Origin of the sequence: Zavarzinia marina (assembly GCF_021568905.1) — a bacterium.
GTDB lineage: Bacteria > Pseudomonadota > Alphaproteobacteria > Zavarziniales > Zavarziniaceae > Zavarzinia > Zavarzinia marina.
Window position 1 is genome coordinate 498,332 of the sequence record NZ_JAKGSB010000002.1, and the last position, 26,361, is coordinate 524,692.

Here is a 26,361-nt window from a genome sequence, read left to right on the forward strand (position 1 = left end):
GTGATGCCGTTGGTGAAGACCGAATTTTTCACCGGACGATTTCATTCACTCCATTTTACGCCCGTCCCCGAAAAAGAAGGGCCCCGCCGATGGCGGGGCCCTTCACCGTTTCGCGATGACGGAACGGCTCAGGCGGCGATCGCCTTGACGATGGCGTCGAGGGCCGCATCGGCCTTGTCGCCTTCCGGGCCGCCGGCCTGAGCCATGTCGGGCCGGCCGCCGCCGCCCTTGCCGCCCACGGCGGTAACGCCCAGGCGAATCAGGTCGACCGCGCTGAATTTCGCCGTCAGATCCTCGGTGACGCCGACCACCAGGGCCGCCTTGCCGTCGTTGACCGCGACGAAGGCGACGATGCCGCTGCCGATCTGCTGCTTGGTCTCGTCGACGAGGCCGCGCAGATCCTTGGGGTTCACGCCGTCCAGCTTCTTCGCGATCACCTTCACGCCGGCGACATCGACCGGGGCCATGGCATTGCCGGAACCGCCACCGGTGGCGAGCTTCTTCTTCGCCTCCGCCAGTTCGCGTTCCAGGCGCTTGCGTTCCTCGAGCAGGCTGGCGACACGGTCGGGCAGTTCGGCGGGCGAGGCCTTCAGGGCCGCCGCCGCCTTCTTCAGCAGGACTTCCTCGTCGTGCATGTACTGAAGCGCGGCCGCCCCCGTCAGCGCCTCGATGCGGCGCACGCCGGCCGAGACGGCGGCTTCGGAGACGATCTTGAAGACCGCGATGTCGCCCGTGCGCGAAACATGGGTGCCGCCGCAAAGCTCGACCGAGAAAGTCCCCTCCTCGCCGCTGCTGCCCATGGAGACGACGCGGACCTCGTCGCCGTATTTCTCGCCGAAGAGTGCGAGCGCGCCCTGCTTGATCGCCTCGTCCGGCGTCATCAGCCGGGTCACGGCGGCGGCATTGCCCCGGATCTCGCCGTTCACCTCCGCCTCGACCGCGGCGATCTCCTCGTCCGACAGGGCCTTGGGGTGAGAGATGTCGAAGCGCAGCTTGTCCTCGGCGACCAGAGAACCCTTCTGGGTCACATGGGGGCCGAGCACGTCGCGGAGCGCGCGGTGCAGCAGATGGGTGGCGGAGTGATTGGCGCGCAGGCGGCCGCGCCTGCCGCCGTCGACGGTCAGATGCAGGCTGTCGCCGACCTTGACGGTGCCGCCCTCGACGGTGCCGAGGTGGATATGCAGGCCGAGCTTCTTCTGGGTGTCGGTCACGGCGATGGCATAGCCCGGGCCGCGCAGCATGCCGGTATCGCCCATCTGGCCGCCGGATTCGCCGTAGAACGGGGTCTGGTTGGTGACCAGCGCCACCTTGGTCCCGGGGGCGGCACTGTCGACGCGCTGGCCGTCGACCACCAGGCCGACCACCTTCGCCTCCGCCTCCTCGGTCTCGTAGCCGAGGAATTCGGTGGCGCCCACCTCTTCCTTCATCTCGTACCAGACGAGGTCGGTCGCCGCCTCGCCGGAACCGGCCCAGGCCTTGCGCGCCTCCGCTTTCTGATGCGCCATGGCGGTGTTGAAACCGTCGACGTCCACCGCGATGTCCTTGGCCCGCAGCGCGTCCTGGGTCAGGTCCAGGGGGAAGCCATAGGTATCATAGAGCTTGAACGCCACGTCGCCCGGCAGGGCCTGGCCGTCGCCCAGCTTCTCGACCTCGTCGTCGAGCAGTTTCAGGCCGCGTTCCAGGGTCTGCTTGAAGCGGGTTTCCTCCAGCTTCAAGGTCTCGGTGATCAGGGCTTCGGCGCGGATCAGTTCGGGATAGGCGACACCCATCTGCTTGATCAAGGCCGGCACCAGGCGGAACATCAGGGGATCCTTGGCGCCCAGCAACTGGGCATGGCGCATGGCGCGGCGCATGATCCGGCGCAGCACGTTGCCCCGGCCCTCGTTCGACGGCATGACACCGTCCGCGATCAGGAAGGAGGACGCGCGCAGATGGTCGGCGATCACCCGGTGGCTGGCGATCATCGGCCCGTCCGGATCCGTGCCGGTGGCATGGGCCGAGGCTTCGATCAGGGCGCGGAACAGATCCGTGTCGTAATTGTTGTGCACGCCCTGGAGGACGGCCGAGACGCGCTCCAGCCCCATGCCGGTATCGATCGAGGGCTTGGGCAGATTGACGCGCGAGCCGTCGGCCGACTGCTCGAACTGCATGAAGACGAGGTTCCAGATCTCGATGAAACGATCGCCGTCCTCTTCCGCGCTGCCCGGCGGGCCGCCCCAGATGTCCGGGCCGTGATCATAGAAGATCTCGGAACAGGGGCCGCAGGGCCCGGTATCGCCCATGGCCCAGAAATTGTCCGAGGTGGCGATCCGGATGATGCGGTCGTCGGACAGGCCCGCGATCTTCTTCCAATAGCCCGCCGCTTCCTCGTCCTCGTGATAGACGGTGACCAGCAGCTTGTCCTTGGGCAGGCCGAAATCCTTGGTGATCAGGTTCCAGGCCAGCTCGATCGCGGTGTCCTTGAAATAGTCGCCGAAGGAGAAATTCCCCAGCATCTCGAAGAAGGTATGGTGGCGCGCGGTATAGCCGACATTGTCGAGGTCGTTGTGCTTGCCGCCGGCGCGCACGCATTTCTGCGAGGTCGCGGCACGCAGATAATCGCGCTTCTCCTTGCCGGTGAAGATGTCCTTGAACTGGACCATGCCGGCGTTGGTGAACATGAGGGTGGGGTCGTTCGCCGGCACCAGCGGGCTGGAGGCGACATGCCTGTGCCCGGCCTTCACGAAGAAATCGATGAAGGTGGAGCGGATCTCGTTGATGCTCTTCATGTTCCCTTGAACCGCGAAAACCCTTGTGTCCGGCTTTATTAGCCTTTGTCGGCGGGACCTGTCCACCGGGGCATCGCGGCGGACGGTCAGGTCCGCTCGATCGCCAGCGCCGTCGCCTCGCCGCCGCCGATGCAGAGGCAGGCCACGCCCCGCGACAGGCCCCGGCTGCGCAGCGCATGAAGCAGGGTCACCACGATCCGCGCGCCCGAGGCACCGATGGGATGACCCAGGGCGCAGGCACCGCCGTTCACGTTGACCCGGTCGCGGGCGATTTCCAACTCGCGCATGGCGGCCATCACGACGACGGCGAAAGCCTCGTTGATTTCGAACAGGTCGACGTCGCCGACGCTCCAGCCCGTCTTCTTCAGGAGTTTGCCGATGGCGCCGATCGGCGCGGTCGTGAACCAGGCCGGATCCTGGGAATGGGTGGCATGGCCGACGATCCGGGCGAGCGGCGCGAGACCCATGGCTTTCGCCGTCGTCTCCCGCATGAGGACGAGGGCGGCGGCGCCGTCGGCATTGGCGCTGGACGCGGCGGCCGTGATGGTGCCGTCGGGCCGGAACGCCGGCTTCAGGCCGGGGATGCGGGCCGGGTCCAGCCCGCCCGGGATCTCGTCCGTGTCCATGGTGAGGACGGCTCCCTTGGCGCCGCGGATGGTCAGGGGCGTGATCTCGTCCGCGAAGAGGCCGTCCGTCACCGCCGCCTGGGCCCGGCGCAGGGTCTCCATCGCGTATTCGTCCTGTTCGGCACGGGTGAAGCCGTATTTCGCCGCCGTATCCTCGCCGAAGGTGCCCATCGGGCGGCCGCCGTCATAGGCATCCTCGAGCCCGTCCAGAGCCGCGTGGTCGAGGAGCCGGTCGTGGCCGAAGCCATAGCCGCTGCGGGCGTTCTGGATCAGATAGGGCGCGGCGGACATGTTCTCCATGCCGCCCGCCGCGACGATGTCGGCGCTTTCCGCCTTCAGGAGGTCATGGGCGATCATCAGCGCCTTCATGCCCGAGCCGCAGACCTTGTTCACGGTCGTCGCCCCGGTGGCGTCGGGCAGACCGGCATGGCGCATGGCCTGGCGTGCCGGCGCCTGGCCCTGGCCCGCCGGCAGCACACAGCCCATGAAGACCTCGTCCACCGCGCCCGGCGCGATGCCGGCGTCGGCGACCGCGGCACCGAGGACGGCAGCGCCGAGACGGGGGGCCGGCGTGCCGGCGAGCGTGCCCCGGAAGCGGCCCATTGCCGTGCGGCGGGCCGAGACGATGACCACGGAATCTGAAACGGACATGACGGGCTCTCCATTGAATTATGACCATCATATAATATGACGATCATAATATTAAAAGCCCCGACATATGCGCTCGCGGCACAGGGCGACGCGCGGGGCTCAGAGCACCCGTTCGCCGGCCTCGTTGATCAGGACCTCGCGCTTGCCGACGTGGTTCGGCTTGCCGACGATGCCGGCGTCCTCCATCTGCTCGATGATGCGGGCGGCGCGGTTGTAGCCGATCTGCAGATGGCGCTGGATGAAGCTGGTGGAGGCCTTGCCCTCGCGCGCCACGATCGCGACCGCACGGTCGTAGAGGTCGTCGCCGGTGCCGCCCCCGGCCATGCCGCCCTCCAGCGCCTCCATGCCCTCGGGCTCCTCGGTGACGGCCTCGACATATTCGGGCTCGCCCTGGGCCTTCAGGAAGGCGATCACGTCCTCCACCTCCTGGTCGGAGCAGAAGGGACCGTGGACGCGGGTGATGCGCCCGCCGCCGGCCATATAGAGCATGTCGCCCATGCCGAGAAGCTGTTCGGCGCCCTGTTCGCCGAGGATGGTGCGGCTGTCGATCTTCGACGTCACCTGGAACGAGATGCGGGTCGGGAAATTGGCCTTGATGGTGCCGGTGATGACGTCGACCGAGGGGCGCTGGGTCGCCAGGATCAGATGCATGCCGGCGGCGCGCGCCATCTGGGCCAGGCGCTGGATCGCGCCTTCGATGTCCTTGCCCGCGACCATCATCAGGTCGGCGAATTCGTCGACGATGATGACGACGAAGGGCAGGGGCTCCAGCGGGATGTCCTGTTCCTCGAAGATCGGCTTGCCCGTGGCGGGATCGAAGCCGGTCTGCACCGTGCGCTTCAATTCCTCGCCCTTCTGCTTCGCCTCGGCGATGCGGGCGTTGTAGCCGGCGATGTTGCGCACCCCGAGGCGCGACATCTTGCGATAGCGGTCCTCCATCTCGCGGACCGCCCATTTCATGGCGACCACGGCCTTGCCCGGCTCGGTCACCACGGGGGCGAGGAGATGGGGAATGCCCTCGTAGACCGAGAGTTCGAGCATCTTGGGATCGACCATGATCAGCTTGCACTGGTCCGGCGGCAGCCGGTAGAGCAGCGACAGGATCATGGTATTGACCGCGACCGACTTGCCCGAACCCGTGGTACCGGCGACCAGGAGGTGCGGCATGCGCGCCAGATCGGCCACGATGGGCGCGCCGCCGATATCCTTGCCGAGGGCGAGCGTCAGGGCCGACGCCGTCTTCTCGTATTCCTGGGACGACAGGATCTCGGACAGCCAGACCGTATCGCGCCTGGCGTTCGGCAGTTCGATGCCGATGGCGTTCCGCCCCGGCACCACCGAGACGCGGGCCGAGACCGCGCTCATCGAGCGCGCGATATCGTCGGCGAGGCCGATGACGCGGGCGGACTTGGTGCCTGGCGCCGGCTCCAGCTCATAGAGGGTGACGACGGGGCCGGGGCGCACCTTCACGATGTTGCCGCGCACGCCGAAGTCGTCGAGCACGGATTCGAGCAGGCGGGCGTTGGCTTCCAGCGCCTCTTCGTCCACCGCGTCGTCGTCGCGCTTGGGCGCCGCCTTCAGCAGCGACAGGGGCGGGAGCTGGTATTCGCCCTCGACCACGCCGAGATCGAGCGCGGCCTGGCTTTCCTGAACCATGCGGCGCCCCGGCTTGGCCGGTTTCGCCGGGCTTTCCACCAGGCGGCGGCCGTCCGAAGGCGGCTCGGCGACATGGCGTGCCGCCGGTACCTCGGGGGATGCGTCGACGGGTGCATCAGATGCCGGCGCGAAGGCGGGCTCGCGCCGTTCGGCCCGGCGGGCGGCGCGGCGCGATTTCGCGCTCTCTACCGGCGCGGCCGCCTCGGGCAGGGGCGCGGCCATGGCGCTTCCGGCGTGACGGGGTTCGTCGCCGCGACGCAGGCGCAGGTCCGGCACCGAAGGGCGCCGCGCCCAGAGCCGGCTGGCCCGGCCGACGACCCAGCGCGCCCCGCCGGAGCCGGCGCGGGTGCCGGCGCCGACGCCGCGCGCCATGGCCCGCCATTCGCCGAGGCTGAGGCCCATGGCGCTGACCAGGGTCATCAGGGTCAGCACCAGAAGCACGAAGGAAAGGCCGGTGCCGCCGAGACCGAGGCCGGCACGCCCGCAGAGCGCCTCCACCCCGGGACCGACCAGGGCTCCGGCCATGCCGCCGAGACCACTGCGAAGCGGCCATCCGTCCGGCACCATGAAGCCGTTTACGGCGCCTGCCCCGAGCGCCAGCGCCAGCGCCGCGAGCAGCAGGTTCAGCCACCACAGCCGCAACCCCCGATGCGAGAACAGGCGCCAGCCCCAGGCCCCGAGCAACAGCGGCATCAGGCCGGCGGCAATACCGAGCCACTGGATGGAGAGATCGGCGACCATGGCCCCCGGCAGGCCGAGCAGGTTTCGGACCGGCACGTCGGTCTCGACGTTCAGACTGGGATCGCCGGGCGCATAGGAGACGAGCGCGAGACCGAGGCCGGTCGCGGCGGCGAAAAGGGCGATGCCGGCGAATTCCGACAGCCGCGCCCTGAGACCCCGGGACAGGCTCTCGGGCAGGATGCGACGGGGTCTCTCGCTGGACGTGCCGGCCGTCTGGGCCATGCGACCTCTTACGGTGGCGGCCGGCACGGCATCGAAGGGAGCCTGGGGCCGGCGCGGTGGCGGATGCCGCCGGGGGTGCCGACGGGAACGAATCAACAACCGCGAGGCTACACGCCCCGCGACGGCATCACAACAGGGCCGCGGGACGGGACGGCGCGAAGATCAGATGGCGTCGACGCCGCTTTCGCCGGTGCGGATGCGGCGCGCGTCGACGAGATCGGTGACGAACAGCTTGCCGTCGCCGAGCTTGCCGGTATGGGCGGCGGCCTGCACGCGCTCCAGAACCTCGGCCAACTGCCCATCCGCGACGACGATGTCCAGGCGCAGCTTGGGCACGAAGGCGATCTGATATTCCGCCGAGCGATAGACCTCGGTATGGCCGTGGGAACGGCCGAAGCCGATGGACTCGGTGACCGTCATGCCCCGAATGCCCATTTCGTCGAGGGCCGCCCGCACGGGCTCGAGCTTGAGGGGCTTGATGATGGCGATGACCAGCTTCATGGAGACCATTCTGAAAGCAACTGGAGCGATTCTAGGGCCTGCGGCCCAGCCTGGGTAGGGGTAAGTGCAGGGCTTTTTCCGGATCACCCCTATTATGGTGGCCGATCACCGGACGATTCGAAGCGCGAGGCACGCGAAATGCAACTTTCGATGTATGGCCGCTATCTCCCCTTCGCACTCTGTATCGCTTTCGCCATCCTGTCCCTGCCCTTCGCCTTCGACGGCGGATTCCTGTGGATCGTCACCGTGACGGCGGCGGCCCTCGCCCTGGTCGGCGTCCTGGATCTGCGCCAGCGGCGCCACGCGGTGCTGCGCAACTACCCGGTCATCGGCCACATCCGCTACATGGCGGAGGCGATCCGCCCCGAGATCCGGCAATATCTGCTGGAGGACGACGACGAATGCGTGCCCTATTCCCGGGCGCAGCGCAGCCTGGTCTATGCCAGGGCGAAGAACGAGGGCGGCGAGAAGCCCTTCGGCACGCTGATCGACGTCTATGGCCAGGGCTATGAATTCATCGCCCATTCGGCCCGCCCGGCGCCACTCGCCGATCCCGCCGCCTTTCGCGTCCCGATCGGCGGGCCGGCCTGCCGCCAGCCCTATTCCGCCTCGATCTTCAACATTTCGGCCATGAGCTTCGGCGCGCTGTCGGCCAACGCCATCCGCGCCCTGAACAAGGGCGCCAGGATGGGCGATTTCGCCCATGACACCGGCGAGGGCGGCATCAGCCCCTATCACCGCGAATTCGGCGGCGATCTGATCTGGGAACTGGGCAGCGGCTATTTCGGCTGCCGCACGGCGGACGGCGGTTTCGATGCCGACAAATTCGCCGCCCAGGCGCGCAATCCCCAGGTCAAGATGATCGAGATCAAGCTGAGCCAGGGGGCGAAGCCCGGCCATGGCGGCATGCTGCCCGGCCATAAGGTCAGCCCCGAGATCGCCGCCGCCCGCGACGTGCCGGAAGGCGCCGACTGTATCTCGCCCGCGCGCCACAGCGCCTTTTCGACCCCGATCGAGATGATGCGCTTCATCGAGCGCCTGCGCGACCTTTCGGACGGCAAGCCGGTCGGCTTCAAGCTCTGCCTCGGCCATCCGTGGGAATTCATGGGGATCGCCAAGGCCATGCTGGAGACCGGCATATTGCCCGACTTCATCGTGGTCGACGGCAAGGAGGGCGGCACCGGCGCGGCGCCGGTCGAATTCTCCAACCATCTGGGCGTGCCCTTGCGCGAAGGCCTGCTGTTCATCCACAACACGCTGGTCGGCACGGGCTTGCGCGACCGCATCAAGATCGGCGCCGCCGGCCGCGTCGTCTCGGCCTTCGACATCGCCTGCCTGCTGGCGCTGGGCGCCGACTGGGTGAATGCGGCGCGCGGCTTCATGTTCGCGGTCGGCTGCATCCAGTCCCAGAGCTGCCACACCAACCGCTGCCCGACCGGCGTCGCGACCCAGGATCCCTTGCGCCAGAAGGCCCTGGTGGTGCCCGACAAGGCCGACCGCGTCCACAATTTCCACCGCAACACGATGAAGGCCCTGGCCGAAATGCTGGCCGCCGCCGGCCTGACCAAGCCCGAGCAACTGGGCCCGCGCCATCTGGCGAAACGGGTCAGCGCCAGCGAGATCCGCCTGTTCTCCCAGATCCATTTCGCCATGACGCCCAACGCCCTTCTGGACGGCGGCGTCAGCTCGACCTTCTACGCCGAGAACTGGCAAACCGCGAGCGCCGACAGCTTCGACCCGCAGCCGGTTTAGGGACCTTGTCCGTCACGAGATCCCGGCCTTCGCCGGGATGACGCTGTAACCCTATTCGTCGCCCCGGCGGAGGCCGGGGCCTTTCGCCGGCAAACGCGCGCTCACCCCCGCCCGACGAAGGGCATGCCCGTCGCCGCGATGGCCATGAAGGATATATCGGCATCGGCCGGCTGGCTGGCCATGAAGACCACCGCTTCGGCGGCGCGGGTGACATCCATGACGGGTTCGGCGCGGATGCTGCCGTCGGCCTGAGGCATGCCGACGGACATGAGGGCCGTCATTTCGGTCGCGGCATTGCCGATGTCGATCTGGCCGCCGGTGATGCCGAAGGCGCGGCCGTCGAGGGAGATGGTCTTGGTCAGGCCGGTGATCGCGTGTTTCGTCGCCGTATAGGCGGCGGAATAGGGGCGCGGGTGATGGGCCGAGATGGAGCCGTTGTTGATGATCCGCCCGCCCTGGGGGTCCTGCGCCCGCATCTGGCGAAAGGCGGCGGCCGCGCAGAGGAAGCTGCCGGTCAGATTGACCTCGACCATGGCGCGCCAGGCGGCGGGATCGATCATGTCGATGGTGCCGCCCGCCCCGAAGGCGCCCGCGTTGTTGAACAGCACGTCGACGCGCCCGAAAGCCGCCACCGCCGCTTCGAACAGCGCCGCCACCGCCCCCTCGTCGGTCACGTCGGTCGCGATTGCAAGACCCAGCGCCGGATCGGCGAAGAACGCCCGCGTCTCTTCCAGCGCCTCCAGGCGCCGCCCGGCCAGCACCACGCGGTCACCCCTGGCGGCGAAGGCGATGGCGGCGGCGCGCCCGATGCCGGAGCCGGCGCCGGTGACGACGATGATCTTGCTCATGTCGGTTCCTTTCGATCCTCGATCAGGCTTCGGTCGAGCCGGCGCTGGCCTTGCAGCACCCGCAGGATTTCGATGCCTGCCTCGGTGACACGGTAGAGCGTGAGGTAACGGCCGGCGACCAGATGACGGAGCCCCGGCAGTATGTCGTCACGCGCGACGCCGGAGAAGGGATGCAAGGCCAACTGCTGCCAGCGGCGCTCGATCGCGTCGAGCACGCGGTCCGCCGCCTCTGGATTGTCCGCGGCGATGAAGCGCCAGATTTCGATCAGGTCTTCGTCCGCGCGCCGCGTGCGGATGATGGAAAGCACCGCTCAGCGGCCCGATCGGCGCCGCGCCTCGGCCTTCACTTCGGCCATGGTGGCATAGGGGCTCGGCCCGCTGTCGATACCGGCCTGGGCCATGTCCCGCAATTGCCCGGCGGTGAAACCGAGAAGGTCGCGCCGCTCGCGCCATTCGCGCACGGCCTCGCGGATGACTTCGCTGGTCGAGGCATATTCGCCCGACTCGACGGCGTGGCGGACGGAGCCGGCCATTTCGGCGGTCAGGGCAATGGTGATCTTCTCGACCTTGGCCATGGGGCGCTCCCGAATGGATGCAGGCCCCATGGTAGGCGTTTCGCATACCAGCGGCAAGCGAGCGCTCGAACGAAACCGGCGCGGACTCTGTCGAGCCCACGCCGGTCGGGAAGGAAAGCGCGGCGCTTACTTCAGCAGGTCGGCGACGCCGTCGGCTTCCGACTGCAGTTCGTCGAGGGTGATCTTGAAGCGTTCCTTCGAGAATTCGTCCATCTCGATGCCCTGGATCACGGTGTATTCGCCGTTCTCGCAGACGCAGGGCATGCCGAAGACGATGCCTTCCGGCACGCCATAGGAACCGTCGGAGGGGACACCCATGGAGACCCAGCCGCCATTGGTGCCGAGCACCCAGTCATGGACGTGGTCGATCGCGGCATTGGCGGCCGAGGCGGCCGACGACAGGCCGCGCGCCTCGATGATGGCGGCGCCGCGCTTGCCGACGGTCGGCAGGAACACGTCGGCGTTCCAGACTTCGTCGTTGATCTTCGCCTTGATCGATTCGCCGTTCGAAGTGGTGGCGCGATAGTCGGCATACATGGTCGGGGAGTGGTTGCCCCAGACCGCCAGCTTCTCGAGCGAGGCGACCGGCACGCCGGCCTTGGCCGCGAGCTGCGAGAGCGCGCGATTGTGGTCGAGGCGCAGCATGGCGGTGAAGTTCTTGGCCGGCAGGTCCGGCGCCGACTTCATGGCGATATAGGCATTGGTGTTGGCCGGATTGCCGACCACCAGCACCTTGACGTCGCGCGAGGCGACCTTGTTCAGGGCGGCGCCCTGGACCTTGAAGATGGCGGCATTGGCGGCCAGCAGGTCCGAACGCTCCATGCCCTTCGAACGCGGGCGGGCGCCGACCAGGATGGCGATGTCCGCATCCTTGAAGGCGACTTCCGGATCGTCGGTGACGACCACGCCGGCCAGCGTCGGGAAGGCGCAGTCCTCGATCTCCATGACGACGCCGTTCACGGCGTTGATCGCCTGCGGCAGGTCGAGGAGCTGGAGGATGACCGGGGTGTCCTTGCCGAGAAGATCGCCATTGGCGATGCGGAACAGGAGCGAATAGGCGATCTGGCCGGCGGCGCCGGTCACCGCTACGCGGACGGGGGATTTAGCCATCATGGATCTCCGGGTACCTGACATGCTGGGGTACTTGAAATGCGGGGCGCGATCCCCGCGCGAAACGAAGCATCAGGCAGCACAGATGGCGACGTTTCGCAACATTCAATTGTCAGCGGGCCGCCAGACCTTTGCCGCGTTGCGCGAAATGTCGCGGCACTGCATCCTGTCGGCGGGGACGGAATCCCCGCACAAGGCAGCAGACGGGAAGCGAGAGACGATGAGCAAGAAGGTCTACCCGGACGCGGTGACGGCCCTGGCGGGCCTGCTCCGCGACGACATGGTGATCATGGCGGGCGGCTTCGGCCTGTGCGGCATACCGGAACACCTGATCGAGGGTATCCGCCTGGCCGGCGTGAAGGGCCTCACCGTCATCTCCAACAACGCCGGCGTCGACGGTTTCGGCCTCGGCATCCTGCTCGAGACCAAGGCCATCAGGAAGATGGTCTCGTCCTATGTCGGCGAGAACAAGCTCTTCGCCCAGCAATATCTCTCGGGCGAGCTGGAACTGGAATTCAACCCCCAGGGAACCCTGGCCGAGCGCATCCGCGCCGGCGGCGCCGGCATCCCCGCCTTCTTCACCAAGACCGGCGTCGGCACCCTGGTGGCCGAGGGCAAGGAACTGCGCGAATTCGGCGGCGAGACCTATGTGATGGAGACCGGCCTGGTCGCCGACCTCTCGATCGTCAAGGCCCATACCGGCGATACCGCCGGCAATCTCGTCTACCGGAAGACCGCGCGGAACTTCAATCCGATGATGGCCACCGCCGGCACGGTCACCGTGGCCGAGGTCGAGCATCTGGTGCAGCCCGGCATGATCGATCCCGATCACATCCACACCCCCGGCATCTTCGTCCAGCGCATCATCCAGGGCACGGACTACGAGAAGCGCATCGAGCAGCGCACCACGCGGAAGCGGATCTGAGGAGACGACATCATGGCCTGGACCCGTGAACAGATGGCCGCCCGCGCGGCCAAGGAACTGCAGGACGGTTTCTACGTGAACCTCGGCATCGGCATTCCGACCCTGGTCGCCAACTACATCCCCGACGGCGTGCATGTCACGCTGCAGTCGGAGAACGGCATGCTCGGCATGGGCCCCTTCCCCTTCGAGGGCGAGGAGGACGCCGACCTGATCAATGCCGGCAAGCAGACCATCACCGAACTGCCCGACAGCTCGTTCTTCTCCTCCGCCGACAGTTTCGGCATGATCCGCGGCGGTCATATCGACCTGTCGATCCTGGGCGCCATGCAGGTCGCGGCCAACGGCGATCTCGCCAACTGGATGATTCCGGGCAAGATGGTGAAGGGCATGGGCGGCGCCATGGACCTGGTCGCCGGGGTCAAGAAGGTCGTCGTCGTCATGGAGCATGTCGCCGGCGGCAAGCCCAAGCTGCTGAAGGCCTGCGACCTGCCGCTGACCGGCACCAGGGTCGTCGACATGGTGGTCACCGACCTCGGCGTCTTCACCGTCGACAAGCAGGGCGGCGACGGCCTCACCCTGATCCAACTCGCCGACGACGTGACGATCGAGGAAATCACGTCGAAGACCGAAGCGCCCTTCAAGACAGCGCTCTGATCCACCTCGCGTCGTCCCGGCGAAGGCCGGGACCTTTCGACGGAAGAGCGCCCTACGCCGATAAGATCCCGGCCTCCGCCGGGATGACGCCAATAGGGCGGCGGCGTAGAAGTCTTTGACCATCGGCCGGGTTGCCGGGGGCCCGTGCGGGGCTTACATCTGGAGGGAGCGACATCGAGCGGGGAACACCCCGCCCCTCAGGAAACGCCCCCCAGGAAGCAGGCCCGTGCAGATCGCGTTCCTCACCGATATCCACAGCAACAGGGAAGCCCTGTCGGCCGTGCTCGCCCATGTCGCGGCGCGGCCCCGGCCGGTGGATCGTTTCGTCCTGCTGGGCGACTACGTCGGCTATGGCGCCGATCCGCAGTGGACGATCGATACCATCGCCGATCTGGTCGACAAGGGCGCCATCGCCATTCGCGGCAATCACGACGAAGCGGCGATCGGCGCCGCCCACGGCATGAACGCCATGGCGGCCAGCGCCATCGACTGGACCAACCGCCACCTCGACAAGGCGTCGCTGCAATTCCTCGAACGCCTGCCGCTGACGGCGATCGACGACGACCGGCTCTATGTCCATGCCGATGCCTCGGCGCCCGACCGCTGGCTCTACGTCATGGACGGGGAGGCCGCGCGCCGCAGCCTGGAGGCGGCGGAGACCCGGCTCGTGTTCTCGGGCCATGTCCATATCCCCGGCATCTACGGGCTCTCCAACATCGGCAAGCTGACGCCGTTCAAGCCGGTGCCGGGCATCGCCGTGCCGCTGCTGGCCCAGCGCCGCTGGCTGGCGCTGATCGGGTCGGTCGGCCAGCCGCGCGACGGCGATCCCGCCGCCGCCTATGCCGTCTACGACACCCATTCGGCGGAAATCGCGTTCCAGCGCGTCCCCTATGACGTCGACCGGGCGGCGGAGAAGATCCGCGCCGCGGGCCTGCCGTCGGGCCTCGCCAGCCGGCTCTACGCCGGGCGCTGAGCGCAGGGCGGGAACGGGGGGCCATGGCCACGCCGAAAATCGGCCCCGGCAGCATCGTCGACGGCTGGCAGATCGATTCCCGGATCCACAAGGGCGGCATGGCCACCCTCTGGGCCGTGAGGACGGCCGAGGGCGACCCCCCCCTGATCATGAAGGTGCCGCGCCTCGCCGAAGGCGAGGATCCGGCCGCCATCGTCGGCTTCGAGATGGAGCAGATGATCCTGCCGCGCCTGACCGGCCCCCATGTCCCGCGCTTCGTGGCCGCCGGCGACTTCCGCACCCTGCCCTATATCGTCATGGAGTGGATTCAGGGACAGAGCCTGCACACCCGCCTGCCCGACCTGCCGCTGCCGCCCGACGAAGTGGCCGACATCGGCAGCCGCGCCGCCACCGCGCTCGACGCCCTGCACCGCCAGCAGGTGGTGCATCTCGACGTGAAACCCTCGAACATCATGGTACGGCCGAGCGGGGACATGGCGCTGATCGACTTCGGTCTCTCCCATCACCTGCAACTGCCGGACCTGATGGACGAGGAATTCCGCCTGCCCTATGGCACCGCGCCCTATATGGCGCCGGAACAGGTGCTGGGCGATCGGTCGGAGCCGCGCAGCGATCTCTTCGCACTCGGCTCCCTGATGTATTTCTTCGTCACCGGCACGCGGCCCTTCGGCGATCCGCAGAGCCTGAAGGGCCTGAAAAAACGGCTGTGGCGCGATCCGGTGCCGCCGCGCCGCCTGAACGCCGACTGCCCGCCCTGGCTTCAGGAGATCGTCCTGCGCTGTCTGGAGGTCAACCCGGAGAACCGGCACCCGACGGCGGCGCAACTGGCGCTCGACCTCCGCACCCCCGACCAGGTGCCCCTGACGGCGCGTGCCGAGCGCATGGAGCAGGACGGTTTCGTCACCGCCTTCAAGCGCCGGCTGGAGGTCGACACGATCCTGACCGTGAAGCGCGGCCCGGCGGCGGGCGAAGCCCCGATCATCATGGTCGCGGTCGATTTCACCACGACGGGCGATGCCGCCGCCGACGCCATGCGCGCCATGATCCGCCAACTCATGATCTCCATGCCGCGCGCGCGCCTTGCCTGCGTCAACGTGCTGCGGCTGCGCCGGATCGGCCTCGACACCACGCTGGACGAGGAAGGCGAGCACAAGCACCTGCAGCGTCTCATCGAATTGCGCCATTGGGCGCGGCCCCTGGAACTGCCCGAAGGCAGCGTGACCTTCCACGTCCTCGAAGCGACCAAGCCGGCCGACGCCATCCTGGATTACGCCCGCAGCAACCATATCGATCACATCGTCATGGGGGCCCGCGAACGTTCCACCATGCGCAGCCTGCTCGGCTCCGTCTCCGGCGAAGTCGCGGCCGAGGCGCCCTGCACGGTGACCGTGGTCCGCGCGCGAACGGACGAAGGGTGAGCCTGAAATATTCGTCATCCCGGCGCAGGCCGGGATCTTTCGACGGAAGGGCGCCCTTGCCTGAGCACGGTCCCGGCCTTCGCCGGGACGACGCGTCCCTTTTTCAGAAAACTTCCGGCTCGGCCTCGTAGAGGCGGAGCACGCGGTCGGTCACGCCGATCGCGGGCCAGGCCGCACGCCAGGCGGCGATATGCTCGCTTTTCAGGTGCAGGGCCAGGGCGGCGCGGCTTTCCCAGCGTTCGCTCACCCGGATCAGGCCGGGATCGAGCAGATCGACGGCATAGGCATAGTCGAGGCAGCCGGCCTCGGCCCGGCTGGCCCTGATCATGGCCTCCATATGAGGGCGCGCCGCCGCCAGATCGGCCACGCGGATGCTACCTTCGACGATGATCATGCGATGGATCCCTTGAGCGCCCCTTTAGTTTCCAAATCGGAAACAATGACTTTCATTGCGCCCCGTTTATCCCGTGTCAGGGAAACCTTACCTTCTATCCATCGAGACCGCCACGCCCTAGCGGCGCGGCTCTGACGGAGACGAAACCATGATCGAACATCGGCCCTTCAATCGCCTCGGCGGCGCCGACCATGGCTGGCTGAAGGCAAAGCATCATTTCTCCTTCGCCAGCTATTACGACCCGAAGCGCCTCGGCTGGGGCAGCCTCCTGGTCTGGAACGACGATACGATCGCGCCCCAGACCGGCTTTCCGACCCATTCCCATGCCGACATGGAAATCATCACCTATGTCAGGAAGGGCGCCATCACCCACCGCGACAGCCTGGGCAATCTGGGCCGGACCGAGGCGGGCGACGTACAGGTGATGTCGGCGGGCAGCGGCATCAGCCATTCGGAATATAATCTGGAGAAGGAGGACACCCAGCTCTTCCAGATCTGGATCCATCCGAAGAGCCGGGGCGACAAGCCGTCCTGGGGTGCCAAGCCCTTCCCCAAGGGCGATCGCGCCGGCCGCTTCGTCACCCTGGCGTCGGGCTTCGGCGAGGACGACGCCCTGCCGATCCGGACCGATGCCCGCGTCCTGGGGGCCACGCTGAAGGCGGGCGAGAGCGCAGAATACGCCCTGTCGCCGGAACGCCATGCCTATCTGGTCTCGGCCGGGGGCCGGGTCCGGGTCGGCGACCTGGTGCTGGAGACGCGGGACGGCGCCGCCATCACCGGCATCGAGAAACTGACGGTGACCGCCCTCGAGGATGCCGAGATCGTCCTGGTGGACGCGGACTGAAACCAAGGTCACCATCCGCGCGGCGGCGCCCGCCGCCGCGCCCCTTTCGCCGCGCTCATTTTGGGGGAGACATGCCATGACCCGCCTGATCGGCCTTTCCGGCAGCCTGCGCCGGGAGTCCTTCAACACCGCCCTCTTGCGGGCGATGATCCATCACCTGCCCGACGGTGTGACGCTGGAGATCGCCACCCTGCACGGCGTGCCGCTCTATGACGGCGACGTAGAGGCGGCGGAGGGCGTGCCGCCCGCCGTCCAGGCCCTGGGCGAGACGATCGCGGCGGCGGACGGGGTGATCCTGTCGACGCCCGAATACAACAACGGCATGCCGGGTGTGTTCAAGAACGCCATCGACTGGCTGTCGCGCGGCGGCGTCCACGGCGGGAAATTATTCGCGGGCAAGCCCGTGGCGCTCGCCGGCGCGTCGCCCGGCGGCTTCGGCACCATCATGTCGCAGGCCAATTGGCTGCCGGTCATGCGCTCCCTCGGCATGCGCCACTGGTCGGAGGGGCGGCTTCTGGTCTCGCGCGCCCATAAGGCGTTCGACGCCGAGGGCCAGCTCGCCGACGAGACGGTGGCGGCCCAGCTCGGCCCCTATCTGGCGGGTTTCGCCGGCTTCATCGGCAGGTGAAGCCGGCGCATGGCCGGGGCCGTCAGGCGGCTTCCTTGGCCGACGGCGTGGCGAAGGGGGCGGCCTGGCGCGGGCGCGCGAATTCCATCACGCCGTCGTCGATCTTGCCGTAGCGCAGCGTGAAAATGTCCAGAATGTAGTTCTGGTACAGTTTCCACGGCCGCTTCGAGCCCTGCTTCGGAAAATCCGCCAGCGCGCGCTGGACGTAACCCGACGAGAAATCGATGAAGGGTTCCGCCTTCACCTCCGGGTCGGTCAGGCGCGGCGTGGCCTGCTTGTAACCGTGCCGGTCCATGTGGTTCAGCAGCCGGCACACCCGTTCCGCCGTCAGGTCGGCCTTCAGGGTCCAGGAGGCATTGGTATAGCCGAAGGCGGTGACCAGATTGGGCAGGTCCGAATACATCATGCCGCGATAGTTGAAGAGTTCGGACTGCACCATCGGCTTGCCGTCGACCGAAAGCGCCATGCCGCCGAGGAACAGCAGCTTCAGGCCGGTCGCGGAGACGATGATGTCCGCCTCCAACTCCTCGCCCGACTTCAGCTTGATGCCGGTCTCGGTGAAGGTCTCGATATGATCGGTCGCGACCGAGGCCTTGCCCTGGCGCAGCATCTTGAACATGTCGCCGTCCGGCACCAGGCAGACGCGCTGGTCCCAGGGGTTATAGGACGGCGTGAAATGCTTCTCGACGTCGAAATCGGGGCCGAGCTGCTTCCTGATCAGGTCGATGATCTTGGCCTTCACCTTGGCCGGGCGGCGGCGCGAAAGCTGGAAGAACAGCATGCCCAGCAGCACATTCTTCCACCGCGTGATGCCGTAGGACAGTTTGGCCGGCAGGTTGCGGTTCATCCAATTGGCCAGCCCATCCTCGCCCGGGCGGGTGATGACATAGGTCGGCGAGCGCTGAAGCATGGTGACATGGGCGGCGGTCTTCGCCATTTCGGGCACCAGGGTGACGGCGGTCGCGCCGGAGCCGATGATGACCACCTTCTTGTCGGCGTAGTCCAGATCCTCCGGCCAGTGCTGGGGATGGACGAAACGGCCCTGGAAACGCTCCCGCCCCGGAAATTCCGGCGTGAAGCCTTCGTCGTAATTGTAATAGCCGCTGCAGCCGTAGAGGAAATTGCAGGAGAAGCGGACGGTCTCGCCCGTTTCCGCCGTCTCGGCCTCCACGGTCCAGGCCGCGTCTTCCGACGACCAGGACGCCCGCTTCACCTTGAGGCCATAGCGGATGCGTTCGGCGATGTGGTTTTCCTTGGCGACGTCGGTCATGTAGCGAAGGATCGAGGGACCGTCGGCGATCGCCTTCTTGTCCATCCACGGCTTGAAGGAATAGCCGAGAGTATACATGTCCGAATCCGAGCGGATGCCGGGATAGCGGAACAGATCCCAGGTGCCGCCGAGGCGCGGCCGCGATTCGAGCAGAAGGAAGCTCTTGCCGGGGCAATTGGCCTTCAGGTGATAGGCGGCGCCAATGCCAGACAGGCCGGCGCCCACGATCAATACGTCGACATGCTCGATCGGCATTCTCATCCCCTCAATCGCTCCGGCGGTTCCCACGTCGGTGGTTCCGCGGTTGTGGCGGCGCGTCGGCCCCTGCGGACAGAGGCCGAGCGGCACTATGGCATATTCTTGTCAGTCGACAAAGAAAATCGCTGAAGCCGGCACAGCCACGCTCAGTGCAGAAGCCCGCTCTGTCGCGCGATCTGCACCGCATGGGTGCGGTTCCTGGCATTCAGCTTACGCGTGATATTGCGCATATGCCATTTCACCGTTTCCTCGGAGAGGACGAGGGCGGCGGCGATGTCGCGATTGGTGAGACCCTGCGAAATGAGGTTGAGGACGTGGCTCTCGCGGTGGGAGAGACCATTGGCACCGGTCGGCGTCGGCGCTTCGGGCATGACGAAGGGCACCGCGGATCCCGCCTGTTCCGAGAGTGGCGCCAGCAGATAGTCCTCGTCGATGATGGCGCGGCGCAGTCCCGCCTGGGCGGCGGTGAGGCGCGCCTGGGTGGCGAGCCGCCGGCTCTCGGTCTTGTCGCCGTTCTGCCATTGCGCGGCCGCGAGCAGGCAGAGTGCCGAAATCTCCAGCCGGACATGGCCGGTGGAACGCACCCGGTTCAACAGCGCATTGGCGAGGCGCGCGGCCCGCTGCCCTTCCCCGCGCGACAGCACGAGGCGGGCCTGGGTCAATTGCCGCATCTCCAGGGAAGCGATGAACTCCTCTGGCGTCGCCAGCGACAGGCCCATCTCCTCGTCGACACGCCAGGCTTCCTCGTTGCGGCCGAGGCGCAGCAGCAATGTCGCCATCTCGCCCCCCAGCAGATCGACCAGCCGGGGCAGGCCGAAGCGCTCCGCGATGGCGATGGAGCGGCGGATGATGTCGAGCGCCCGGTCCGGTTCGTCCGCGGCCACGGCAAGGCGCGACAGCAGGCGGGTCGCGGTCTCGCCCAACTCGATGGTGACATGGCCGAGAACCGCCTCCCCCGCCTCGAGCAGGGCACGGCGCGCCTCTTCCAGGCGGTTGGATTCGTAATGGGCCTCGGCCGCACAGATCGCCAGCAGTTCGCGCACGAGGCCGTCGGGGCGAAGCGGCGAGGTCCGGCATTCGACCGCGTCGGTGACGATGGTGACGACATCCGCGAGCCGGCCCTCGGTCATAGCGATCCGGGCGCGCACGACCTGATTCCAGCCGAACGAATAGGGCGAGCCGGATTCGGCCACCATCTCCTCTGCCTCTTCCGTCAGGCGCCGGGCCTCGCGGATGCGGCCGAGCGCGAGCACCGCATAGGCGGAGGCGATGAGGATCGAGCCGCGTTCGAAGGGGCCGCTGTTCTCCCAGCGTCGCTCGTAGTTGCGATAGAATTTCACCGCGGCCTGATATTGGTCGGAGGTGGCGAGGCTGATGCCCCGGATCATGTCGCAGACGGCGCGGGTGTCGCGCGCCTCGACCTCGGAGATCGCGCCGCGTTCGAGCCCGGACTCGATCGAATCCTCGACCTCCGCCAGCAGCTTGTCCGCGTCCGCCAGACCGTGGCGGAAGGTGAAGGCCCAGGCGAGGCCGATCTTCAGCGACGGATGGCGGTCCAGGATCTCGCGCGGCATGTTGGCCATCCAGCGCTGCACCATCTCCAGCTCGCCCCGGCGCAGTGCGATATCGGCGACATGATCGGAGGCCATGGCGGCGGCAGCGGCATATTCGCCGGCGCGCAGCGCGTGTTCGACCGCCATCTCCACCTCGCCCGCGTCGTGGAACCAGCGACACGCCGTGGACAGGATCTGGCGCCGGGCGCCCGGCCGGTCGATCTCCAGCCGCGATTCCAGGAATTCGCGGAACAGGGCGTGATATTTGAACCAGCGCCGCTGGCGGTCCAGCGGGATCAGCAGCAGATGCCGGGTCTCGATCTCCTCCAGAAGGGCGCGGCTGTTCTCGTGACCCGTGAGCAGGGTGCAGAGTTCGGGCGAGAACATGTCGAGCGGCGAAGTGGCGAGCAGCAGGTCGCGCACCGGCGGCGATTGCAAGTCGAGGGTGACTTCGCAGAGATAGCGCGAGACCTCGACGTCCGTGCCCGAGAATTCCTCGACGAAGGCGCCGGGATTCTGGCTCGCCTCGAGGGCGAGGCCGGCCATCTGCAGCATGGCGACCCAGCCGCCGGCACGATGGCGCAGCTTCTCGCACTCCTCGGGCCCGAGCGTACGGCCGCAGATGTTCTCGAGCAGGGCCCGCGACTCGTCCTCGCTGAAGGCGAGATCGCTGTCCTGGAGGCGCATGACGGCACCCGACAGGCGCGCCTTGGCCATGGCGAGCGGCAGGGCGATGCGGCTGCTGATCACCACCTGCAACCCTTCGGGCGCGCCGGCGATGAGACGTCCCACGGCACGCTGGATGGCGCCATTGGCCAGCAGGTGAAAATCGTCGATGAAGAGCACCGCCGGATCATGAGCGAATTCGCGCGACAGCAGGAAATCGACCACGGATTCGAGATCGGCCAGTTCGGTCGAGCCGAAGACCACCGACTTGCGGCACAACAGGCGGCAGGCACCGACCACGAGGGATGCGAAGCGTCTCGGTTCGTCATCGGTGGCGTCGAGGGAAATCCAGGCCGTCCGCCAGCCCTGGCCGCTGCGGATTTCGAGCCATTGGCGCATCACCGTCGACTTGCCGTAGCCAGGCGGCGCCTCCAGGACGATGGCCTGGACGTCCGCCGCCTCGGTCAGCAGGCGGTCCATCAAGGCTTCCCGCCGCACGGTCCAATTGCGCAAGGGCGCCGGCCGCAATTTGGCCGACCGGGCGAGTGAAGGCATTTCGTCCTTCGCCATCTTGATTTCCCCCCGATGGATCCGGCTTTTTGCCGGTTCTTGGTCTTGTTGGTTTATTGATCTTATTGGTGTTCTTGGTGTTGGTACGCTTGACTTCGGCTACTTTCGATCACCACGTGAACTCGGCCATACGAAATCGGCCGATCGAAGGACCGGACGCATTACCTATCGGCACAGATTATCGTGTCTGTCTGGGAGCGCCCAACGAAAACATACAAGTAGAATTATTATGGGCGCAAAAAAGTGGGAGGAGGCGTGGAGGTGTGCGTCCTCCTCCCATCAAGTACCGGCTGGGGGGCCGGGGACTGTAAACGTCAGAACTGGTAGGTCACACGCATCGAAATTTCATCGGCATAGTCGACGACGGTAAGGGCGCTGCGGCCCTGTTCCGGCGCCGAGATGACGGTCGCATAGAGGTTGACTTCCCATTTGTCGTTGGGCTTCCAGCGGATGCCCGGCTGGAACAGGAAGCCGCCATCGATTTCATAGAGCACCGCCCATTCGAATTTCCATTCCAGGGAGGGCGAAGGCTGGAAACCGGCGAAGGCGACCGCGGCCGAATAATCGACGCCGGTCGGCGTCGTGGTCGAGGTCGAATTGTAACCCGACAGATGGCGGGTTTCAACATCGAAGATGTCGGAACCGTTCTTGTACATGAACTGCAGCACGAGATAGGCGGCCGGAAATTCCTGGCTCCAGCGGTGCCACTTCTCGAACACCGCGGCGAAGGCCCATTGGTCTTCCTTGATGAAGTCCTGGCCCAGCGTCGGGTTGGTGAAGGTCCGGTCCGGGGTATAGGTCATCTCGACGCGGGCGATGAGCTGTTCGAGGAACGAACCCGGCTCGCCGTCGAAGACATAGTTCACGCTGGCGCCGAACACGTTCTCGTAAGGGTAGACGCGTTCGATATGGCCGCGCAGACCGCCCGACAGCCAGAAGAAGGTGTCGAGTTCGCCACGCGCGAGCGCGTCGCTGTCACCGACGTTATAGGCGGTCACCGCGCCGGTGGCCGGCTGGAAGTCGTCGATCGCGGCATTGAGGCCCTGGGTGCCGTGGAGCCGGACCGAATTGGAGTACCAATACCATTCCTCCTGGCTCTTCACGCCGTTCTCCTGGTCGACCTCGAACGGGGTTTCGGCCATGGTCGCGCCGGAACCAGGCAGCACAGGCAGGTCCTTGTTCACGCCCGACTTGGTCCAGCGGAGGACGCCATGCGGATTGTGGCGGGAAACCGCGATGAACTGCAGGCCGAGATTGCCGAGCTGGGCACGGACGCGACCGCCGACATTCCACAGGTCGTCGGCGATGCCGTCGTAGCGATCGTGCACCGTGAACTGCTCGGGCACCACGTTGTAGGGCGTCGACGGATTGGGATAGAGCGTGGGCTCGAACTTCTGGATGAAACCTTCGACTTCCCATTCGGAACTGATCTGATAGGACGCGCGGACGCCGAGGGCGGGAACGCGCTTGTCGGAATATTCCTCGATCGCCGGTTCGAAGATAAAGTGGCGCCGATAATCGAGGCCGGCGGGCACGTCCATGACGCGGAAGAAGATCGCCTCGCCCCAGGCGATCTGCTGGTTGCCGGCGCGAACGAACAGCGGACCGTTGATGTAGTCGACCGTCGCCACCGGCAGGTCGATCATGTAGTCGTCCTGGGCGTATTCGAGCGGCGTGCCGCCACCGCCGTCGCGCTTCTGGGTCTCGAAGAAATCGGTATCGGCATTGTCGTCATAGGCGTTCCAGTCGTAATAGCCGCGGACGGTCAGCCGGGCGCTCCAGTTCGCGTTGATGGCGGCGGCCATGTTGACCTCGACCCTGGTCGCCATCAGGTTGAACTTGTTGTCTGCCGTGCGGACGTCACGAAAGCCCGTGGGTGGCAGGGTCAACGCCTTGCCGAAAAGGGGCTGCGTGAGGTCGGTCAGCGCCGGCAGACCGACCGTGGACAGCAGGTTGTTGACGCCCGCGACCGTGCTCAGGTCGAGGCCCACCGGCTCGAGTGGAACCTCCTCGCCGTTGAACGGGTTACCATGGTTGTTGGCCTGGTTTTCCTTGTCGCTCAGCTTGATCGCGATCTCGTGGCGGATGAAGCCCGAGATGGAAAAATCGATCGCCAGCGCCGGCCCGACAGCCCCCGCCAGGGCGCCGCTCAACATGCCGCCGCAAGCGACCACGGCCACATTGCGAACGGCGTTGCCGCGCCGTCCCTGCTTCTTCCTCGTCATGCGCTCCCCCTCTGTGCCCATGCTTTCGCTTATTGATGTTTTCTCTGTTGCGGCCGCCGCCTCAGTCGTGCTTGACCGAGACGATCCGACCGGTGTGACCCGCGACGAGCCAGGAGCCACCCTGGCCGGCGAGGGCCGGCTGATACCAAGTCGTGGCGACGTCGCCGGCGTCGATGGCGGTCATGCGACCGCTGTCGTCCGTGCCTTGCAGCATGGTGCGGATGCCGGTCACCAGGATCCGCCCCTTGCCGTCGCGCGCGATGCCGAGGAGATTGGCCTCGGTGCCGCTTTCGACCGGCGACCAGGTGAGCCCGTTGTCGCGCGTGCGCAGCACGGCGCCCTTCTGGCCGACCGCATAGCCGACCCCATGGGCGTCGATGCGGATGTCGAAGAGCGATGCCTCGCCGATATTGACCACGTCCCAATTGGCGCCGCCGTCGGTCGAGCGCAGGATCATGGCGAATTCGCCGACCACGGTCATGGTGCCGTCGGCATCGATGCTGGCGGCATAGACATGGGGCTCGAAGCCCTGGTCGTTGGTGCGCGACCAGTCCATTTCGGCCTTGCGCCAGGTCTTGCCGGCATCGTCCGAGATCAGGATGGTGCCGAAGGCGCCGACCGCGATCGCCCTGCCGGAGTCATTCATGTCGACGGAGAAGAGGCGGGCGTCGGTGCCGGGATCGACATGCGCCCAGCCGTCGGCATCGTGCCGGAGAACCACGCCCATCTGGCCGACCACGATGGCGACGGGCCCCTTCAGCACGCAACCGAGCAGGGCCCGGTCGCTCTGGATGTCGGTCACCCGGTCCCAGGTCGCGCCCTGATCCTTGCTGGTGAACAACAGGTTGGGCACGCCCGCGGCGATCTGCTCCGAACCCTGGCTCGCGAGGCAGTAGATCGCCTCATGGGTGGTGCCCTGGCGAACCGCCTCGAGACTATAGCCGCCACCGGCCGGCGCACTGCCCGCCGAGGCGCCGCCGCCGGCAAACATCATGGCGCCTGCCAAGAGCATGGCCGCCATCGGCCTCGCCGCCACTCCGTTCCCTGACTTCATGTTCCGTCCCCTGGATCTTCGGACCGGCGGCAGGTCGCCGCCGGTCCCGTTTCTTTTTCGTGCTTCGGGTCAGGCGCCGAGACGGCGGATGGCCTGGATGGTCAGGAACTGATCGTGGATCCCGTCACCCTGGTTGAAGCCGGACTCGTAGCCGCCCGTGATCTTCTTCGCCTTCAGCGCACGGCTCATCCGGTTCGACTGGATGTCGTGGCAGGTGAAGTGGCCCCACGACCAATGGACGTGATCGCCATCCATGACCTTGGTGTTCGGGGTCTCGTAGAGCGAGAACGCCGGCTCGAACGACTTCCACATCTCACCGCGACGGTCGTAGGTCAGATAGGCGACGAACATCATGTTGCGGGTGTCGATGTAGACGCGCTTCTTGCCGACCGGGGCACGGGGGTAACCGGTCGGTTCGCATTCGACCACCAGCACCTCGGGGCAGAGCTCCATGTTGGAGAGCCAGAAGGTCTGGTCGCCGGGGCCGCCGTGGGCCGGCTTCTCCCAGTTCGGATCGTCGCCCGCCCAGTTCTCGGAGACGGCGCCGAGGTGCGGCTTGGTCTCGATCACCTTGTAGTTGCCCCACGTCAGCATCGGATCGCCCGCCGCCCAGGCGTCGGACAGGAAGATGGTGACGCCCGGCACCAGCGGCTCGAAGCGCTGGTTGGTCGGGAACCGGCGTTCGCGCTTGAAGGCCGGCAGATAGCCGAACAGATCCGGGAACTGGGTCTGGTCGTAGTACCATTCATTGAGGAAGGAGGTCCCCCGCACGTCGTTCGGCGAGGTGAACCAGACCGACTGATAGCGATTGCGGTCCTTCTTGCCCTGCCAATAGGGGCCGTCCGGGTTGTTGAGGAGACCGATGGTGTTCTGTTCGCACCAGGCGAAGTCGTACTGATAGGACACGGAGCCGCTCGGCGAAATGTCCCAGTCCTTCACGGCGTAGAGGGTCTGGTCGTGACGCCCCCACGACAGGGTGATGTTGGCGAAGGCCTGCAGACCGTCCTTGGCGTCCGGGAAGGGATTGCCGCCGATCCAGGGATCGCCGCCGTCGATCACCACGTTGCCGGTCGAGTCGAGCTTCGCCTTGCCGGCGTTGCGCAGGGTCGCCTCGAGATAGTCGTGCGGGAACATGCGCGTTACATCCGTCGTGGTCTTCACGATGCGGATCTTGCGGCCCATGTCCTTGACCTGCTTGTAGGCGATGTCGTCCAGGAGGTCCTTGACGACGTCGACGTTGTTGGCGTCGATCATGTCGCCCGTCTTGATCTTGCCCTTGGTGTAGGCCTCGATCGACAGCAGTTCCTCCGGATAGACCTTGGAGATGTCGGCAGAGCGCGCGATCTCGGGCCACAGGCTGGTCAGCATGCCGAGCGACAGGCCGGCCTGCGCGCTCTTGTTCATGAACTGACGGCGGGTGTAGTCCTTGCCGAACTTCAGGATATGCATCTTCTTCCTCCCGATGAACTCGTGTGACGT

21 protein-coding genes are annotated in these 26,361 nt (G+C 66.7%); 7 read left to right on the top strand and 14 right to left on the bottom strand.

The window, feature by feature from the left end; all coding sequences use genetic code 11:
- Positions 1 to 128: 128 nt before the first annotated feature.
- The 4 genes from alaS to L2U69_RS08180 all read right to left on the bottom strand — a co-directional run bounded on the left by alaS (position 129) and on the right by L2U69_RS08180 (position 7,165).
- Positions 129 to 2,768, bottom strand: coding sequence for an alanine--tRNA ligase (gene alaS / locus L2U69_RS08165; RefSeq protein WP_236106291.1), 2,640 nt, complete (start codon positions 2,766 to 2,768; stop codon positions 129 to 131).
- 86 nt (positions 2,769 to 2,854) lie between these two features.
- Positions 2,855 to 4,045: an acetyl-CoA C-acyltransferase gene (locus L2U69_RS08170; RefSeq protein ID WP_236106292.1), complete on the bottom strand. Its 1,191-nt coding sequence runs from the start codon at positions 4,043 to 4,045 to the stop codon at positions 2,855 to 2,857.
- A 99-nt stretch (positions 4,046 to 4,144) separates the two neighbouring features.
- Positions 4,145 to 6,664: a DNA translocase FtsK gene (locus L2U69_RS08175; RefSeq protein ID WP_236106293.1), complete on the bottom strand. Its 2,520-nt coding sequence runs from the start codon at positions 6,662 to 6,664 to the stop codon at positions 4,145 to 4,147.
- A gap of 162 nt (positions 6,665 to 6,826) precedes the next feature.
- Positions 6,827 to 7,165: a P-II family nitrogen regulator gene (locus L2U69_RS08180; protein WP_236106294.1), complete on the bottom strand. Its 339-nt coding sequence runs from the start codon at positions 7,163 to 7,165 to the stop codon at positions 6,827 to 6,829.
- 138 nt (positions 7,166 to 7,303) lie between these two features.
- On the opposite strand from L2U69_RS08180, the gene L2U69_RS08185 reads away from it, so the two are divergent.
- Positions 7,304 to 8,917 (top strand): FMN-binding glutamate synthase family protein, encoded by a 1,614-nt coding sequence (locus tag L2U69_RS08185; protein ID WP_236106295.1) that lies wholly within the window; start codon positions 7,304 to 7,306, stop codon positions 8,915 to 8,917.
- 101 nt (positions 8,918 to 9,018) lie between these two features.
- On the opposite strand, the gene L2U69_RS08190 is transcribed toward L2U69_RS08185, so the two are convergent.
- From L2U69_RS08190 to L2U69_RS08205, 4 genes are all read right to left on the bottom strand, one after another.
- The gene (locus L2U69_RS08190) at positions 9,019 to 9,765 is read right to left on the bottom strand and encodes an SDR family oxidoreductase (protein ID WP_236106296.1); all 747 of its coding nucleotides are present in this window, start codon (positions 9,763 to 9,765) and stop codon (positions 9,019 to 9,021) included.
- Positions 9,762 to 10,073, bottom strand: coding sequence for a type II toxin-antitoxin system RelE/ParE family toxin (locus L2U69_RS08195; protein ID WP_236106297.1), 312 nt, complete (start codon positions 10,071 to 10,073; stop codon positions 9,762 to 9,764). The genes L2U69_RS08190 and L2U69_RS08195 overlap by 4 nt, the downstream gene beginning before the upstream one ends.
- A 3-nt stretch (positions 10,074 to 10,076) precedes the next feature.
- Positions 10,077 to 10,340 carry a type II toxin-antitoxin system ParD family antitoxin gene (locus tag L2U69_RS08200; RefSeq protein ID WP_236106298.1) on the bottom strand — a complete coding sequence of 88 codons (264 nt, stop codon included), beginning with the start codon at positions 10,338 to 10,340 and terminating at the stop codon, positions 10,077 to 10,079.
- A gap of 126 nt (positions 10,341 to 10,466) precedes the next feature.
- Complete coding sequence (locus L2U69_RS08205; RefSeq protein ID WP_236106299.1) at positions 10,467 to 11,450, bottom strand: malate dehydrogenase; 984 nt, start codon at positions 11,448 to 11,450, stop codon at positions 10,467 to 10,469.
- Between the two features lie 220 nt (positions 11,451 to 11,670).
- Between L2U69_RS08205 and L2U69_RS08210 the strand changes: the two genes are divergently transcribed.
- The 4 genes from L2U69_RS08210 to L2U69_RS08225 all read left to right on the top strand — a co-directional run bounded on the left by L2U69_RS08210 (position 11,671) and on the right by L2U69_RS08225 (position 15,420).
- Complete coding sequence (locus L2U69_RS08210) at positions 11,671 to 12,375, top strand: CoA transferase subunit A (protein ID WP_236106300.1); 705 nt, start codon at positions 11,671 to 11,673, stop codon at positions 12,373 to 12,375.
- A gap of 12 nt (positions 12,376 to 12,387) precedes the next feature.
- A complete protein-coding gene (locus L2U69_RS08215) occupies positions 12,388 to 13,029 on the top strand; it encodes a 3-oxoacid CoA-transferase subunit B (protein WP_236106301.1) in 642 nt (213 codons plus the stop codon).
- A 226-nt stretch (positions 13,030 to 13,255) separates the two neighbouring features.
- Entirely contained in the window at positions 13,256 to 14,002 is a 747-nt protein-coding gene (locus L2U69_RS08220) for a metallophosphoesterase family protein (RefSeq protein WP_236106302.1), read from the top strand.
- A 23-nt stretch (positions 14,003 to 14,025) separates the two neighbouring features.
- Positions 14,026 to 15,420: a serine/threonine protein kinase gene (locus tag L2U69_RS08225; RefSeq protein WP_236106303.1), complete on the top strand. Its 1,395-nt coding sequence runs from the start codon at positions 14,026 to 14,028 to the stop codon at positions 15,418 to 15,420.
- A 103-nt stretch (positions 15,421 to 15,523) separates the two neighbouring features.
- Here the strand turns inward: L2U69_RS08225 and L2U69_RS08230 are convergent, their stop codons facing one another.
- On the bottom strand, positions 15,524 to 15,814 hold the full coding sequence (locus tag L2U69_RS08230) for a putative quinol monooxygenase (protein WP_236106304.1): 291 nt from the start codon (positions 15,812 to 15,814) through the stop codon (positions 15,524 to 15,526).
- A gap of 148 nt (positions 15,815 to 15,962) precedes the next feature.
- On the opposite strand from L2U69_RS08230, the gene L2U69_RS08235 reads away from it, so the two are divergent.
- Both L2U69_RS08235 and L2U69_RS08240 read left to right on the top strand, forming a co-directional pair.
- Positions 15,963 to 16,658 (top strand): pirin family protein, encoded by a 696-nt coding sequence (locus L2U69_RS08235; RefSeq protein ID WP_236106305.1) that lies wholly within the window; start codon positions 15,963 to 15,965, stop codon positions 16,656 to 16,658.
- 76 nt (positions 16,659 to 16,734) lie between these two features.
- Positions 16,735 to 17,286 (top strand): NADPH-dependent FMN reductase, encoded by a 552-nt coding sequence (locus L2U69_RS08240; RefSeq protein ID WP_236106306.1) that lies wholly within the window; start codon positions 16,735 to 16,737, stop codon positions 17,284 to 17,286.
- 22 nt (positions 17,287 to 17,308) lie between these two features.
- On the opposite strand, the gene L2U69_RS08245 is transcribed toward L2U69_RS08240, so the two are convergent.
- The 5 genes from L2U69_RS08245 to L2U69_RS08265 form a co-directional block, all read right to left on the bottom strand.
- On the bottom strand, positions 17,309 to 18,811 hold the full coding sequence (locus L2U69_RS08245) for a flavin-containing monooxygenase (protein WP_236106307.1): 1,503 nt from the start codon (positions 18,809 to 18,811) through the stop codon (positions 17,309 to 17,311).
- 149 nt (positions 18,812 to 18,960) lie between these two features.
- Positions 18,961 to 21,603 carry a LuxR C-terminal-related transcriptional regulator gene (locus L2U69_RS08250; RefSeq protein WP_236106308.1) on the bottom strand — a complete coding sequence of 881 codons (2,643 nt, stop codon included), beginning with the start codon at positions 21,601 to 21,603 and terminating at the stop codon, positions 18,961 to 18,963.
- 314 nt (positions 21,604 to 21,917) lie between these two features.
- Entirely contained in the window at positions 21,918 to 23,828 is a 1,911-nt protein-coding gene (locus L2U69_RS08255; protein WP_236106309.1) for a DUF1302 family protein, read from the bottom strand.
- A gap of 61 nt (positions 23,829 to 23,889) precedes the next feature.
- A complete protein-coding gene (locus tag L2U69_RS08260; RefSeq protein WP_236106310.1) occupies positions 23,890 to 24,849 on the bottom strand; it encodes a WD40/YVTN/BNR-like repeat-containing protein in 960 nt (319 codons plus the stop codon).
- 102 nt (positions 24,850 to 24,951) lie between these two features.
- Positions 24,952 to 26,331 carry a DUF1329 domain-containing protein gene (locus L2U69_RS08265; protein ID WP_236106311.1) on the bottom strand — a complete coding sequence of 460 codons (1,380 nt, stop codon included), beginning with the start codon at positions 26,329 to 26,331 and terminating at the stop codon, positions 24,952 to 24,954.
- Positions 26,332 to 26,361 lie beyond the last annotated feature (30 nt).